The following is a 14,837-nucleotide window of genomic DNA, read 5'->3' on the forward strand; positions in this document are numbered from 1 at the left end:
GTTTGCCATGCCTTCAGGTTTGCGCTCCAGCCTTCCCATCAGCCGCAGGGGTTTTTTGCACGCCGCCAGCTCGGCCCTTGCCCTGTGGGGCCTGCCGTCTGCAGCCCAACCACGGTCACCCGGCACCGACACCACGCCGATTGCCGTGGCCCAGGTGGTCGATATGTCCGCCAACCTGCAGGACGTGGGGCGCGATTTCCTTGTCGGTTCACAGGCCGCCTGGCAAAGCATCAATGCCGCGGGAGGTGTGCAGGGCCGCCCCGTGCGCCACCTGAGCTTTGTCACCGACGGCAGTGCCCAGGGCACGCGTGATGCCTGGCAGCGCATCGAGGCAACGGCCAACTGCGTGGTCCTGTCGGGCTGCGTGGGAGACGCGGCCACCCGCACCCTGACCGGACTGCAGGCCAAAAGCCCAGGCGGGGCCACGCTGGCGCAGGTGGCCCCCTGGGTACAGGCAGAGGACACCTACCCCGACAGCAGCGCCGTATTCGGTATTTTTCCGGGCTACCGCGAACAGATGGCCCATGCGCTCAGCTCCCTGTCCAGTGTGGGCGTGCGGGAAATCGGGGTCGCGTTTTCCCATGCCCGTCAACGCGATGCAGCCTTGCCCGCGGTCGAGCAGGCGGCCGCTACCCTGGGCCTGAAACTGCGCTCCCTGCCTGCGCCGGGCCAGGCGCCCAGCAGCGCCGAACGCCAGGCCGAGCAGACCCAGGCCATCGTGTTGTTCGTGGGCGGTACACCTGAACTGCACGCGTTCGCACAGCGCCTGCCAGCCCAGCCGGGCGGCCACCGCTACATCATTACGCTGGCCGATGTGAACCTGCAGGTGCTCGGGCAAATGGGCGGCGTGCCCCACCACTCCTCCGTCATTGCGACGCAGGCGGTGCCACTGCTGACCTCAAGTACCGGCGTGGTACGGGCCTACCGCCAGGCGCTCGCACACTACTACGACGAACCGCCATCGCCCCAGGGCTTGGCCGGCTTCGTGGCGGCACGCTACACCGCAGCCATGCTCTCGGGCATGCGCACGGGCATCACCCGCGCCAGCGTCCTGCAGGCGCTGCGCGAGCGCAAGGACACCGATGTGGATGGCTTCATGGTGCGCTGCGAAGGCGCCGAGCGCCGCAGCGGCTACGTGACCCAGACCATGCTGTCTGCCGATGGGCGACTGATCGGCTGACCAGCGGGCTACCGCAGTGCCGGCCGGGCCGGGCGCGGCGCACGCGGGTGCTATCCTGCCCAACACCGCCAACCGTCTGATTTTCCCTATTTTTCCCCTCTATTTTTTCCACAATGCAAAACGGAATGTTGCTCGCCGCCGTCGATCTTGGATCCAACAGCTTTCGCCTTGAGATCGGCCGGCAAGACAACGGCCATATCCAGCGCGTGGAATACCTCAAAGAAACCGTGCGCCTGGGAGGCGGGCTGGACGAAGACCACAACCTGAGCCTGGACGCCATGCAGCGCGGCTGGGACTGCCTGGCGCGCTTTGCCGAACGGCTGGGGGGCTTTGCGCACACACAGGTACGCGCGGTGGCCACGCAGACACTGCGCGAGGCCAACAACCGGGAAGCCTTTCTGCACCGCGGCAGCGAGGTGCTGGGCCATGCGATCGACCTGGTCTCCGGCCCCGAGGAGGCCCGCCTCATCTACCAGGGCGTGGCGCACCTGCTGCCGCAGTCGGACGAGCGCAGGCTGGTGATCGACATCGGCGGTCGCTCGACCGAGCTTATCCTGGGCCAGCAATTCGACGCACGCGCCGTTGCCTCCTACCGTGTGGGCAGCGTCGCCTGGTCGGCGCAGTATTTCGCCGATGGCCGCTTTACCGCCAATGCCTTCGAGCGCGCCGAGGTCGCCGCACAAGCGGCCTTGGAAGATGCGGCGGAGATGTTTTCGTCCAGCCACTGGGAGTTGGCCTACGGCGCCTCGGGCACGGTGGGGGCGGTGGCGGACATTCTGGCGGGCGCGGGTTTCGAGCGCGATCGCATCGGCCGCGACGGCCTGCTCTGGCTCAAAGCCCAGTTGCTGCGCGCGCAAAGCGCCGACCGCGTGCGCCTGGACGGCCTCAAGGAAGACCGGCGTCCGGTGATCGGGGGCGGCATCAGCGTGCTGTGTGCCGTGTTCGACCTGCTGCGCATCGACAGCCTTAACGTGGCCCAGGGAGCGCTACGCCAGGGCGTGCTGTACGACATGGTCCAGCGCGAACACCCCGAATCCGACCTGCGCGTGCTCACCGTGCAGACACTCATGCAACGCTTTGCCGTCGATGTGGACCAGGCTGCACGCGTGGCGCGCACGGCGGTGGATTTGTACGGGCAACTGCGCGGCCCCGGGGCGATGGGCGCACGAGAACTGGCCTGGGCGGCGCAGTTGCATGAAATCGGCTGCATCGTCTCGCATGTCGATGCGCACCGCCACGGCGCCTACATCCTGGACAACACCGACGCGGCCGGCTTCTCGCGCGACGAGCTCGCCCAACTGGGTACGCTGGTGCTCGGCCAGCGCGGCAAGCCACGCAAACTGGATGTGGACATGAGCGACACCACGCTGGCCCTGCAACTGCTGTGCCTGCGGCTGGCCAAAGCCTTGTGCCATGCACGGCGCGACCCGTCAACCGAAGGGCTGAGCCTGCGCCTGTCCGGTCAGCGCTTTGCCCTGCAGGCACGGCCCGGCTGGGCAAGCGAATTTCCGCAATCGGCCTACCTGCTGCAAGAGGAAGCGGCGGCATGGAACAAAACGCCCTGGGACTTGCAGCTTGATCTGCCCTGAACCGCTCCCGCGCCATCCGCGCTGTCGTTTGCTATGGTAAATATAGCTGTGTTCCTATAGTGGTATTGCGTTATCGGCAGATTTTCATCATATAGTTGACCTAAAGAAGCTCAGGCGACTGCACTGCCAGCAGCACGGTTTCCCATGCGTCCACGCGCTGGCGCTGGCGCAGCCACCACACCGCGCCCTTGCGCACTGCGCAGGCCCCGCCCGCCAGGCCAAGCGTCTGGGCCAGCACCTCGCCCAGCACGGGCTGGTGCCCGACGACCAGCACCGTGCCGCGCCCCTGCGGCCAGCGCGCGCAGTCGAGCAGATCCTGCGCGCTGCCGCCCGGCGCCAGTTCGGCGCACAGCCTGAGCTTGCGCCCCAGGGTGCGCGCCGTCTGCTCGGTGCGCAGCGCCGGGCTGCACAACACGCGCAGGCCTTCGGGCAACTGGCTGTCCAGCCACCGGGCCATGCGCGTCGCCTGGCGCTCGCCGCGCGCTGTCAGCGGACGCCGCAGGTCTTCAAGGCCGGCGCCGCCTGGAGCGGCTTCCGCATGGCGCCAGAGGATGAGATCCATCACCGGGCGCAGCACGCCGCATCGCTTGCGCACTGGGCGTAACGCGCCATCAGCGCGGCCTGAACGCTGTTGCCGGTGACGGGATGCGGCGCACGGGCATAGCTGCCGTCGGGTCGCAACTGCCAGGCGTCGCGGTCATCGTGCAGCGCTCCGACCAGGCACTCGTCAATGATGCGCTGGCGCAGGCGCGGATCGGACACCGGCCACGCCAGTTCGACGCGGCGCAGCATGTTGCGGTTCATCCAGTCGGCGCTGGAGAGATACAGCACCTGCTCCTCACCGTGCGCAAAATAAAACACGCGCGCATGCTCCAGAAAGCGGCCGATCACCGAGCGCACCCGAATGTTGTCGCTCACGCCCGGAACGCACGCGGGCACGATGCAGGCGCCGCGCACGATCAGGTCGATACGCGCCCCCTGGGCCCCCGCTTTCAGCAGCGCCAGCGCCAGCGCTTCGTCCGTGAGGGCATTCATCTTGAGGACGATGCGCGCCTCCTGCCCCTGCGCTGCCGCCTTACCCACCGCGGCCACGCGCTCGAGCATGCGCCGCTGCAGGTGAAACGGCGCCACCAGCAGGCGCCGCATGCGCGGCAGAACACTCTGGCTGGCCAGATGGCTGAAAACCTGGTCCATGTCGGCGGTAAGCAGGGGGTCGGCCGTCATGTAGCTCAGGTCGGTATACAAGCGCGCCGTTCGTGCGTTGTAGTTGCCCGTGGAAAGATGGCCATAGCGCCGCATGCGCCGGCCCTCGCGCCGGGTGATGAGCAGCATCTTGGCGTGCGTTTTGAGGCCCAGCACGCCATACACCACCTGGGCGCCAGCGCTCTCGAGCGCCTCGGCCCAGTTGATGTTGGCCTCCTCGTCAAAGCGCGCCTTCAGTTCCACCACCACCATCACTTCCTTACCCAGGCGCACGGCCTCGCGCAAAAGTTCCAGCAACTGCAAGTCCGAGCCGGTGCGGTAAATGGTCTGCTTGATGGCAACCACTGCCGGATCGAACACGGCCTCGCGCAGCAGCGCCAGCACCGCATCGAAACTCTCGTACGGCTGGTGCGCCAGCACGTCCCCTGCGTGCAGATGCGCGAACAGCGAGCCTGTGTGCGGCAAATCCCGAGGCCAACGCGGCGTCCAGACCAGAAACAACAGGGAAGGCTCGCTGGCCATATCGACCAGTTGCGACAAGCGCACCAGATTCACCGGGCCTTCCACGCGGTACATGGCCGCCTCGGGCAGTTCAAACTGGCGCAGCAGGAAGGCGCAGAGAAACTCCGTACAGCCCGCCGACACTTCGAGCCGCACCGCCTGCCCGAAATTGCGCTGCTGCAGACCCTGGCGCAGCACGGTGCGCAGATTGCGCACGTCTTCCTCGTCCACCGCCAGATCCGAATGGCGCGTGACGCGAAACTGCGACAGCTCCGTCACCTCACGGCCCACGAAGAGATCGGACAGGTGCGCGCGCACCACGCTTGAGACGCTGACAAACTGCCGGCCTTCAGGCGCGACGGAGGCCGGAAGGCGGAAAAAGCGCGGCAGGGCCCGCGGCACGCGCACGATCGCCACTTCGTTGTGGCGGCCAAATGCGTCGCTGCCGGAGAGCCGGACGATGAAATTGAGCGACTTGTTGGCCACTTGGGGAAAGGGGTGCGCGGGGTCCAGGCTCACCGGCAGCAGCAAGGGACGCAATTCGCGCTCGAACAGCGCGCGCACCCAGCGGCGCTGTGCGGGCGACCGCTCACCATGTGCGATCACCCGGATCCCATGCAGCGCCAGTTGGGGGAGCAATTCGTTCTGGTAGAGCGCGTACTGCCGGTTCACCAATTGGCGCACCGTGGCGGCAATGGCCTCGAAGGCCGGCCGGCCGGCCACCGAGTTGCGCGCGGACGCCAGGTGCGGCTCGGCCCGCACTTCAAAAAACTCGTCCAGGTTGGACGACACGATGGCCAGGAAGCGCAGGCGCTCGAGCAACGGCACGTCGGCCCGCGCTGCCCAGTCAAAAACGCGTTGGTTGAACGCCAGGATGCTCAGATCGCGATCCAGCAGCGCGGCTTCCAGTCGGGGCACGGCAGGTGCGTGCGTAGGCGGCCCAGGCGGCGGCGCCACGTCTTCGACAGGTGTTGGCACAGCGAGGCACAGGAGCGGACGAAGCATAGGCGAGCGGAACCCTCAGAGCAATAGGACAGCCTGCGACAGCCAGGCCGCACCAGCGAGGCCAGTGGCGTACGCGCGCCGCGCTCGGTGTGCTTGGTAGTTTGTCCAGCCTTTGTGACACGCCCGTGACGCTCCCGTTCCCGCACCCGCGCCGGGAACCAGCGAGTCACCCGCGACCAGACACTGCGCATACACTTATTCCCCGTTGGATTCAGGCGCGCCCACGGCGGATGGTGAAACAATTGCATACAATCTCGCAGCCAAGGCCCCCTGCACCCGCCCGGCCGCCTCCGCACCGCTGTTTCATTGAACGAGTTTGCCCCCTCCCTTTCTGCCGCGCCCCCCAACACGGCTTCGCCTGAGCGCACCCTGCACGAGTTGCAGGCGCTGCTGGACAACGCGGGCGCGGGCATCGTTTTCATCCGCGAACGGCAGGTGGTGCGCTGCAATGCCCGGTTTGCACAGTTGTTCGGCTATGCCTCGGCGGCCGAATTGATTGGCCAGCGCAGCGAGAGCTTTTCCCTGGGTCGAGCGGCCTATCGCGATCTGGGGCGCGCAGCCTTTCCCGTGATCGCGGCCGGCAAGCCCTACACCACTGAGCGCGAAATGCGGCGGCGGGGCGGCCAGCGCTTCTGGGCCCGCCTCACCGGCAGCCTGATCAATGCGGCCGAACCGCTGGACGGTGCTGTCTGGGTCATCGATGACCTCGATGCGCAAAAAGCCGCGCAGAACCAGCTGGAAGCCGCTTTGTGGGAAAAGCAGACTTTGTTCGACCACGCCATGGTGGGCATCGTCTACCTCGTCGACCGCAAGATGACGCGCTGCAACAGCTTCTTTGAAAACATGCTGGGCTACGGTCCGGGCGAGCTGACCGGCTGCTCGACGCGGCAGTGGTACGCCACCGACGCCGAGTGGGACGACATTGCGCAGCGCAGCTATCCGGTACTGCAGCGCGGCGATTCGTTTGCGGGCGAAGTCACCATTTGCCGCAAGGACGGCCGCCAGATCGTCTGCGAAGTCTGCAGCCGGGCCTTGCATCCTGGCAAGCCCGCGTTGGGATCGCTGTGGACCGTGATGGACGTGACCGAGCGCCGCAGCGCCCAGGCCGCAGTGGCCCAGGCCCAGGCCGAGCTCGAGCGCCAAGTGCAGGAACGCACGCGCGAGCTCAGCGACACCGTCGACACCCTGCACCGCGAAATGAAAGAGCGCCGCGCCGACCGCGACCGCATCCACTGGCTCGCCCACTACGACGCCTTGACCGGCCTGCCCAACCGCACGCTGCTGGCCGAGCGCAGCCGCGACGCCATCAGCGCTGCTCAGCAAAACAATACACCGCTGGCCGTCGTCTTTCTCGACCTCGACCATTTCAAACACGTCAACGACTCGCTGGGTCACCGCGTCGGCGATGCCCTGCTGGTCGCCATTGCCGAGCGCCTGCGCGCCGTGGTGCGCGACAAGGACACGGTCTGCCGCCTCGGCGGTGACGAGTTCATTCTGCTGCTGCCCGGCGCCGATGCCAGGGGCGCGGAACGCGTGGCGGGCAAACTGCTCGATGCCTCCAAGACGCCCTACCAGATCGGACACCACGAGCTGACCATGGCGCCCTCGATGGGCATTGCCGTGTTCCCTCGCGACGGCGCAGATTTCGAAACGCTTACGCAGTCGGCCGACGTGGCCATGTACCGCGCCAAGCAGGGCGGGCGCAATACCCACCGGTTCTTCACGCCCGAGATGCAGGCCCAATCGGCCCGTGCCCTGACGCTGGAGAACGCGTTGCGGCGCGCGCTGGAGCGCGGGCAGTTCACGCTGCACTACCAGCCGCAGGTCCACATAGCCACCGGCCGACTGCACGGCGTCGAAGCGCTCCTTCGCTGGCAGCACCCCGAACTGGGCGCCATCTCGCCCACCGAATTCATTCCCCTGGCCGAGGACAGCGGCCAGATTCTGGCCATTGGTGATTGGGTGTTGCGTACGGCCTTGGCGCAGTTGCGCGCCTGGCAACACGCCGGCCATGCGGTGCCCAGCGTGGCTGTGAACCTCTCGGCCGTGCAGTTCCGCCAGCCCGGCATGCCCGAGCGCATCGGCCAGATGCTGGCCCAGGCCGAGCTGCCGGCGCATGCGCTGGAGCTGGAACTGACCGAAGGCGTGGCCCTGGACGACCCGCAGTCGGCGAGCGCCACCATGGACCAACTAAACGCCCTTGGCGTGCGGCTCGCCATTGACGACTTCGGCACCGGGTATTCGTCGCTCAGCCTGCTCAAGCGCTTTCCCATCCACAAGCTGAAAATCGACCAGTCCTTTGTGCGCGACCTGGGCGAGGACGCCAGCGACCGCGCCCTCGTCAGCGCCATCGTGCGCATGGCGCAGGCCCTGGGCATCGCAACCACCGGCGAAGGCGTCGAGACGCCGCAGCAGCTCGCCTTCCTGCGGGAACAAGGCTGCACCGAGGCCCAGGGCTACTACTACGCCCGCCCCATGCCGGGCGACGCCCTGCCCGGCTGGCTGCATGCCCACTCGCAGGCTGCGGGCACGCAACCTGTGCCCTGACGGCCAAACTTTTGAGAAAAATAAGGCTCCAGCGCTTGTTGGTCCTAGGTTTTCAGCTATCTTCTAAATAGCAAATTACTTCTGTCTGCAGCGCGTGAGAAAATGGCCGATTCCTCACCAGACACCCAAAGACAACACCATGGAAGCAGAACGCATCAACCTCATCGGCAACTCCCTGCAAGACCTCACGGAGCGCACCCGTGAGTTACGGGGGTATCTTTGACTACGATGCCAAATTTGAACGCCTGCGCACGGTAAACGCCTCGCTCGAAGACCCCTCGGTCTGGAACGACCCGAAGAAGGCCCAGGAGCTCGGCAAAGAGAAAAAATCCCTCGACGGCGTGGTACTCACGCTTGAGCGCCTGACGCGCGAGCTGGCCGACAACAGCGAGCTCTACGAGATGAGCCGCGAGGAAGGCGACGAGGCCGGCCTGATCACCATCGAGCAGGAAACCGCCAAGCTGCGCCCGGACATCGAGGCGCTTGAGTTCCGCCGCATGTTCCGCACCGAAGCCGACCCGCTGAACTGCTTTATCGACATCCAGTCCGGCGCCGGCGGCACCGAGGCCTGCGATTGGGCCAGCATGCTGCTGCGCCAGTACCTGAAGTACGCCGAGCGCAAGGGCTTCAAGGCGACGGTGGAAGAAGAAACCCCGGGCGACGTGGCCGGCCTCAAGAGCGCCACCATCCATATCGAGGGCGATTACGCCTACGGCCTGCTGCGCACCGAAACCGGCGTACACCGGCTGGTGCGCAAATCGCCGTTCGACAGTTCTGGCGGCCGCCACACCAGTTTTGCCTCGCTGTTCGTCTATCCGGAAATTGACGACTCGATCGAAATCAACATCAACCCGTCCGACGTGCGCACCGACACCTACCGCGCCAGCGGCGCAGGCGGCCAGCACATCAACAAGACCGACTCGGCCGTGCGCCTGACCCACCTGCCGACCGGCATCGTCGTGCAGTGCCAGGACGGGCGCAGCCAGCACGGCAACCGCGACATCGCCTGGCAGCGCCTGCGCTCCAAGCTCTACGACTTCGAGATGCGCAAGCGCCAGGAAGAAGCGCAAAAGCTCGAAGACACCAAAACCGACGTCGGTTGGGGCCACCAGATTCGCAGCTATGTGCTGGACAACAGCCGTATCAAGGACCTGCGCACCAACGTCGAAATCTCCGCCACCCAGAAAGTGCTGGATGGCGACCTCGACGCCTTCATCGAAGCTTCATTGAAGCAAGGTATTTAAGGAATCTGCATGTTTTCATTGCGCGAAGACGGCCAGGCACCCGCCACCGCCCGCCACCGCGGCGACTACCAGGCCCCGGCCTGGTGGATCGACACCGTAGACCTCACCTTCGACCTCGACCCGGCTAAGACACGCGTCCTGAACCGCATGCGCGTGCGCCGCAACCCGGACGTGCCAGCGCAGCCGCTGCGCCTCGACGGCGACGAGCTGAACCTTGCGCGCGTGATGGTCAACGGCGCCGGCACGTCCTTTCGCATGGACGCAGGCCAATTGGTGCTTGAAAACCTGCCCCAGGACGAGGCCGGTTTTGACCTGGAGATCTTCACCACCTGCGCGCCCGAGAAGAACACCGCCCTGATGGGGCTCTACGTGAGCCAGGGCACGTTCTTCACGCAGTGCGAGGCCGAGGGCTTTCGCCGCATCACCTACTTCCTCGACCGCCCGGACGTCATGGCCAGCTACCAGGTGCTTCTGCGCGCCGACAAGGCCGCCTACCCGGTGCTGCTCTCCAACGGCAACCTGGTGGAGCAAGGCGACTTGGATGGCGGCCGGCACTTCGCCAAATGGGTGGACCCGCACAAAAAGCCCTGCTACCTGTTCGCCCTGGTGGCCGGCAAACTGGTCGCGCGCCAGCAGCGCATCACGTCCCGCACGGGCAAGGAGCATCTGCTGGAGGTGTACGTGCGCCCCGGCGACCTGGGCAAGACCGAGCACGCGATGAATTCCCTGATGGCCAGCGTCGCGTGGGACGAAACGCGCTTTGGCCTCAGCCTTGATTTGGAGCGCTTCATGATCGTCGCCACCAGCGACTTCAACATGGGCGCCATGGAGAACAAGGGCCTGAACATCTTCAACACCAAGTACGTGCTGGCCAGCCAGGCCACGGCCACCGATGTTGATTTTTCCAACATCGAAAGCGTGGTCGGCCACGAGTACTTCCACAACTGGACCGGCAACCGCGTCACCTGCCGCGACTGGTTCCAGCTCAGCCTGAAAGAAGGCCTGACGGTGTTCCGCGACCAGGAATTTTCCATGGACATGGCGGGCAGCGCCTCGGCCCGCGCCGTCAAGCGCATCGAGGATGTGCGCGTGCTGCGCACCGTGCAGTTCCCCGAAGACGCTGGCCCCATGGCGCACCCGGTGCGGCCCGAAAGCTACGTGGAAATCAACAACTTCTACACCGTCACCATTTACGAAAAAGGTGCTGAAGTGGTGCGCATGATGCACACCCTGGTGGGCCGCGAGGGCTTTGCGCGCGGCATGAAGCTGTACTTCGAGCGCCACGACGGCCAGGCCGTCACCTGCGACGACTTCGCAGCCGCGATTGCCGACGCCAACCCCGGCAGCGAACTGGCCACGCGGCTCGATGCCTTCAAACGCTGGTACAGCCAGGCCGGCACGCCCTGCGTCAAGGCGCAAGGCGAATACGACGCCACCGCGCAAACCTACACCCTCACGCTCAGCCAAAGCTGCCCAGCCACACCGAACCAGCCGAGCAAGCTGCCTTTCGTCATTCCCGTCGAACTGGGCCTGCTGGCACAGGACGGCAGCGCCCTGCCCCTGCAGATGGAAGGCGAAACCGCCCCCGGCGCCAGCACGCGCACCGTGGTGCTCGACGCGCCCAGCCTGACGCTGCGCTTCATCGGCGTGGCGAGCGCGCCCGTGCCTTCGCTGCTGCGCTCGTTCAGCGCACCGGTGCGGCTGGACTACGCCTACACCGACGCCGAACTGCTGACGCTGCTGGCGCACGACACCGACGCCTTCAACCGCTGGGAAGCAGGCCAGCGCCTGATGCTGCGCTGCGCTATCAATGCAATAGCTGGTAACGCAGATGCACCAAGCGCTGGAGGCACATTTGATGCTGAAATCATGGACGCGGACCTGCTCGCCGCCCTGCGCCGCACACTGCGCGACCCGCAGCTCGACGCCGCCTACAAGGAGCTGGTGCTGAGCCTGCCCTCCGAAAGCTACCTGGCCGAGCAGCTCGACGTGGTGGACCCGCAGCGCGTGCATGCGGTGCGCGAAGCCATGCGCCTGCAACTGGCCACCGCTCTGCGCGGCGACTGGGAAGCCGCCTACGAAGCCAGCCACGACACCAGCGCCTACCAGCCAGACGCGGCATCGGCCGGCCGCCGCGCCCTCGCCGGCCAGGCGCTGTCCATGCTGTGCCTCGCCGCGCAGCACACGGGTGACGCCGTCTGGCCCGGCAAAACGCTGCAGCGCTTCAAGGATGCCGGCAACATGACCGACCGCTTTGCTGCACTTGCAGCCCTGGTGACCAGCGGCCACCCGCACGCCGCGGCCGCACTGGTGCGCTTCCATGCCTTGTTCAAGGACGACGCCCTGGTCATCGACAAATGGTTTGCCCTGCAGGCCGGCACGCCCGATCGCGGCGGCCACGTACTGCCCGCCGTGCAGGCGCTGATGAAGCACCCGGACTTCCAGATCGGCAATCCGAACCGCGCGCGCAGCCTCATCTTCAGCTACTGCAGCGCCAACCCTGGCGCCTTTCACCGCGCAGACGGCGCCGGCTACCGCTTCTGGGCCGACCGCGTGCTCGCGCTTGACGCCATCAACCCGCAAGTCGCCGCCCGCCTGGCGCGCGCCTTGGACCGCTGGAGCAAGCTGGCCGAACCCTGGCGCAGCGCGGCGCATGCCGCCATTGCCCAGGTGGCCGGACATGCCAAACTCAGCAAGGACGTGCGCGAGGTGGTCACCCGCGCCCTGGAGACCCCATGACACCCCCCAAAAAAATCTCCCTCACCCGCTACCTCGTCGAGCAGCAGCGTATCGACGGCCTCATTCCCGGCCAGTTGCGCCTGCTGCTCGAAGTGGTGGCACGCGCCTGCAAGAGCATCAGCCACGCGGTGAACAAGGGCGCGCTCGGCGGCGTTCTGGGCAGTGCCGACAGCGAAAACGTGCAGGGTGAAATCCAGAAGAAGCTCGACATCATCGCCAACGAGGTGCTGATCGAAGCCAACGAATGGGGCGGCCACCTGGCGGGCATGGCGTCCGAAGAAATGGACGCCATCTACGTAGTGCCCAACCGCTACCCCAAGGGCGAATACCTGCTGCTGTTCGACCCGCTCGATGGCTCCAGCAACATCGACGTGAACGTCAGCATCGGCACCATCTTCAGCGTGCTGCACATGCCCGAAGGTGACCGCGGCGTGGACGAAGGCGATTTTCTGCAGCCCGGCAACCGCCAGGTCGCCGCCGGCTACTGCGTCTACGGCCCGCAGACCACCCTGGTGCTGACCGTGGGCGACGGCGTCGTCATGTTCACGCTGGACCGCGAGCAGGGTTCGTTCGTCCTCACCCAGGAGAACGTGCGCATTCCCGCCGACACGCAGGAATTCGCCATCAACATGAGCAACATGCGCCACTGGGCCCCGCCCGTGCGCCGCTACATCGACGAGTGCCTGGCCGGCAAGGAAGGCCCGCGCGGCAAAGACTTCAACATGCGCTGGATCGCCAGCATGGTGGCCGACGTGCACCGCATCCTCACCCGCGGCGGCGTCTTCATGTACCCCTGGGATCAACGCGAACCCAACAAGCCCGGCAAGCTGCGCCTGATGTACGAGGCCAACCCCATGGCCTGGCTCATCGAGCAGGCCGGCGGCGCCGCCACGAATGGCAAGGAGCGCATCCTGGACATCCAGCCGACCAAGCTGCATGAACGCGTCAGCGTCATTCTGGGCTCAAAAAACGAGGTTGAACGCGTGACCAGCTACCATTCCGGGCTATAATTTTGAGCTAAGCCGGTGTAGCTCAGTCGGTAGAGCAGCTCATTCGTAATGAGAAGGTCGGGTGTTCGATTCATCTCTCCGGCACCAAGTCAGTAAAAGAAACCCCGCTATTCAAAAGGTAGCGGGGTTTTCTTTTGGTGACGCCATGTAGCCAGCGGCACCGCGTTTTGTTGATTGTGGCCGCACACGGATATCGAGCACCAGTCGGCGAAAGAAAGCCGCGTGCACGTTACCGCTTACTTCTATTGGGTCTTAAACAGGGTGCCAAGCTTCGTCGTCTAGTCGGCTTGGGACTCAGCAAAACGCGCTTGCAATTCCTGCTGGCGCTGTCCTGCTGCCAGCATCGCATCCATCAGGTCTAGCATCGCCACGATGGCCTGCATGGCTTCTCCATCCGTCGTGGCGAGGTTGCCCAAACGGGTCATACCGGTAGTTGGCTTCTATTTGTGCATTCGCTTGTCCTGCGAGCGTGCTGGTGAAGTTTGTGAGCCGCTCCGCCGCGTTGTAGCCGTAGCGCTTCTCCCCTTGGCTGTTGCTCTCCGTCTTCGTGTGGCCCTGCGCCGTATAGCCGCGCTGCAGCAGTTGGCCGTCCACCGCCTTAAGCAGCGCCGTCACGCCATCGACGCCCAGGCGCTGCTGGTAATGCCAGATAGTGTTGCAATCGGGGACGTTGGCGCTGTCGGCGAGCAGACAAAAACGCTGGTAGCTCATGCGGTCGAGCAGTTGGTATTCCATCTGCTCATCGCTGAGCTTGTAGAGACACTTCAGGATCAGAATGCGCACCATGACCGCTGTGGGGTACGCCGGGCGCCCGCCCCGGGTGGCTTCCGGGTGGCTTCACCTCTGGGCAGCAGTTGATCAATGACCTGCGTGAGGTGGTCAAAGTCGATGTGCCGGGCCATTGTTTGCAGTGGGTCGCCCAGGGTCTCGATCTTGTGCTTGCGCGCAGCTTCGGCGAAGAGGCCGAACTTAATGGCACTGCACGCTTGCGGTTTGCTCATCGGGGGATTGTCGCGTTGGCTGGAATGGTCCCGGGCGGGAGATGGGGGTTTTTAGAGGTTCCCCTTATTCTTGTGCCACGTATCGTACCAAAAATATAATAAAAACTGAATTGCAAATGCCACCGTCAAATATTTAACCAACCTCACTTCCGACCTATTGAAATCCATCAAGACGAAGTTAATAGGCTCCACCAAATATCTCAACGATCTAATCGATGCGACTATTAATAAACCGTCAGCCGAAGCAAAACAACAGATTAATAATATTTTTGCAAAAATAGACCATCTATTATTAACAATATATTGCAATATTTTACAAGTTAGCGGAATGAAAATAAAATACGGAATAATATAAATGAAAATGACTCCCTCCGTGATTATCGACATAACAAGAAATCCAATCAATCCAAAAGCAAAACATTTTGACATAAAGATTTCGATAAATATTGGCTTATTACTATCGGGCACCTATAAAACCCTTGAATTCCGGAAATTCCTACTCTCAACTCATTGATTTATATGGTGTCAATCTTGCGCGAGAGGGGTTTTTTAGAGGTGCCCTATCGATGATTGCAACAGTTAGATCGATCAAAAAATAAAAATCCAACTTGGACAACAGCCTCATAATAACCAAACGCGATATAACTACATGCCGTCATTGCAGGAAGGCCGTTCTTGATTTGTTTTCTGCACGTTCTAATCATGCATAAAAGAAACCTATTGTCGCAATCAGCCTTATTAGTCCGCCCTGAACAATTCTGTTTTTAGCCGCAGGTAGGTCGGTGCTCATGCGCAGCGGGGAACAGTGCAGCGATGAT

8 protein-coding genes, 1 tRNA gene and 1 pseudogene are annotated in these 14,837 nt (G+C 64.2%); 7 read left to right on the plus strand and 3 right to left on the minus strand.

The annotated features are described in order from the left end of the window. The first annotated feature begins 7 nt into the window (after positions 1–7). On the plus strand, positions 8–1,180 hold the full coding sequence (locus tag AC07ZH_RS13250) for an ABC transporter substrate-binding protein (RefSeq protein ID WP_495200138.1): 1,173 nt from the start codon (positions 8–10) through the stop codon (positions 1,178–1,180). A 113-nt stretch (positions 1,181–1,293) separates the two neighbouring features. Continuing rightward, positions 1,294–2,769 (plus strand): Ppx/GppA phosphatase family protein, encoded by a 1,476-nt coding sequence (locus tag AC07ZH_RS13255; RefSeq protein WP_495200139.1) that lies wholly within the window; start codon positions 1,294–1,296, stop codon positions 2,767–2,769. 100 nt (positions 2,770–2,869) lie between these two features. On the opposite strand, the gene AC07ZH_RS13260 is transcribed toward AC07ZH_RS13255, so the two are convergent. After that, on the minus strand, positions 2,870–3,334 hold the full coding sequence (locus AC07ZH_RS13260) for a SixA phosphatase family protein (RefSeq protein ID WP_495200148.1): 465 nt from the start codon (positions 3,332–3,334) through the stop codon (positions 2,870–2,872). Next, positions 3,331–5,478: a polyphosphate kinase 1 gene (ppk1, locus tag AC07ZH_RS13265; RefSeq protein ID WP_495200140.1), complete on the minus strand. Its 2,148-nt coding sequence runs from the start codon at positions 5,476–5,478 to the stop codon at positions 3,331–3,333. The genes AC07ZH_RS13260 and ppk1 overlap by 4 nt, the downstream gene beginning before the upstream one ends. A 306-nt stretch (positions 5,479–5,784) precedes the next feature. Here ppk1 and AC07ZH_RS13270 point away from each other — a divergent pair, with 306 nt between their 5' ends. The 5 genes from AC07ZH_RS13270 to AC07ZH_RS13290 all read left to right on the plus strand — a co-directional run bounded on the left by AC07ZH_RS13270 (position 5,785) and on the right by AC07ZH_RS13290 (position 13,105). After that, complete coding sequence (locus AC07ZH_RS13270; protein ID WP_495200141.1) at positions 5,785–8,025, plus strand: sensor domain-containing protein; 2,241 nt, start codon at positions 5,785–5,787, stop codon at positions 8,023–8,025. Positions 8,026–8,164: 139 nt separating this feature from the next. Beyond that, positions 8,165–9,269 (plus strand): peptide chain release factor 2 gene (prfB, locus tag AC07ZH_RS13275; RefSeq protein WP_495200142.1). Its coding sequence is split into 2 segments (ribosomal slippage): positions 8,165–8,245 and positions 8,247–9,269, totalling 1,104 coding nucleotides; the frame shifts between segments, so codons are not numbered across the junction. Between the two features lie 9 nt (positions 9,270–9,278). Further along, complete coding sequence (gene pepN, locus AC07ZH_RS13280) at positions 9,279–12,008, plus strand: aminopeptidase N (protein WP_495200143.1); 2,730 nt, start codon at positions 9,279–9,281, stop codon at positions 12,006–12,008. Further along, positions 12,005–13,018, plus strand: a complete 1,014-nt coding sequence (locus AC07ZH_RS13285; RefSeq protein ID WP_119110424.1) for a class 1 fructose-bisphosphatase — start codon at positions 12,005–12,007, stop codon at positions 13,016–13,018. The genes pepN and AC07ZH_RS13285 overlap by 4 nt, the downstream gene beginning before the upstream one ends. An 11-nt stretch (positions 13,019–13,029) precedes the next feature. Continuing rightward, a tRNA-Thr gene (locus AC07ZH_RS13290) sits at positions 13,030–13,105 on the plus strand. A gap of 468 nt (positions 13,106–13,573) precedes the next feature. Here AC07ZH_RS13290 and AC07ZH_RS13295 read toward each other — a convergent pair. Continuing rightward, a pseudogene (locus AC07ZH_RS13295) lies at positions 13,574–14,019 on the minus strand (transposase); the annotation flags it as partial. Positions 14,020–14,837 lie beyond the last annotated feature (818 nt).

The organism is Simplicispira sp. GW247-4R2A, from assembly GCF_059424465.1.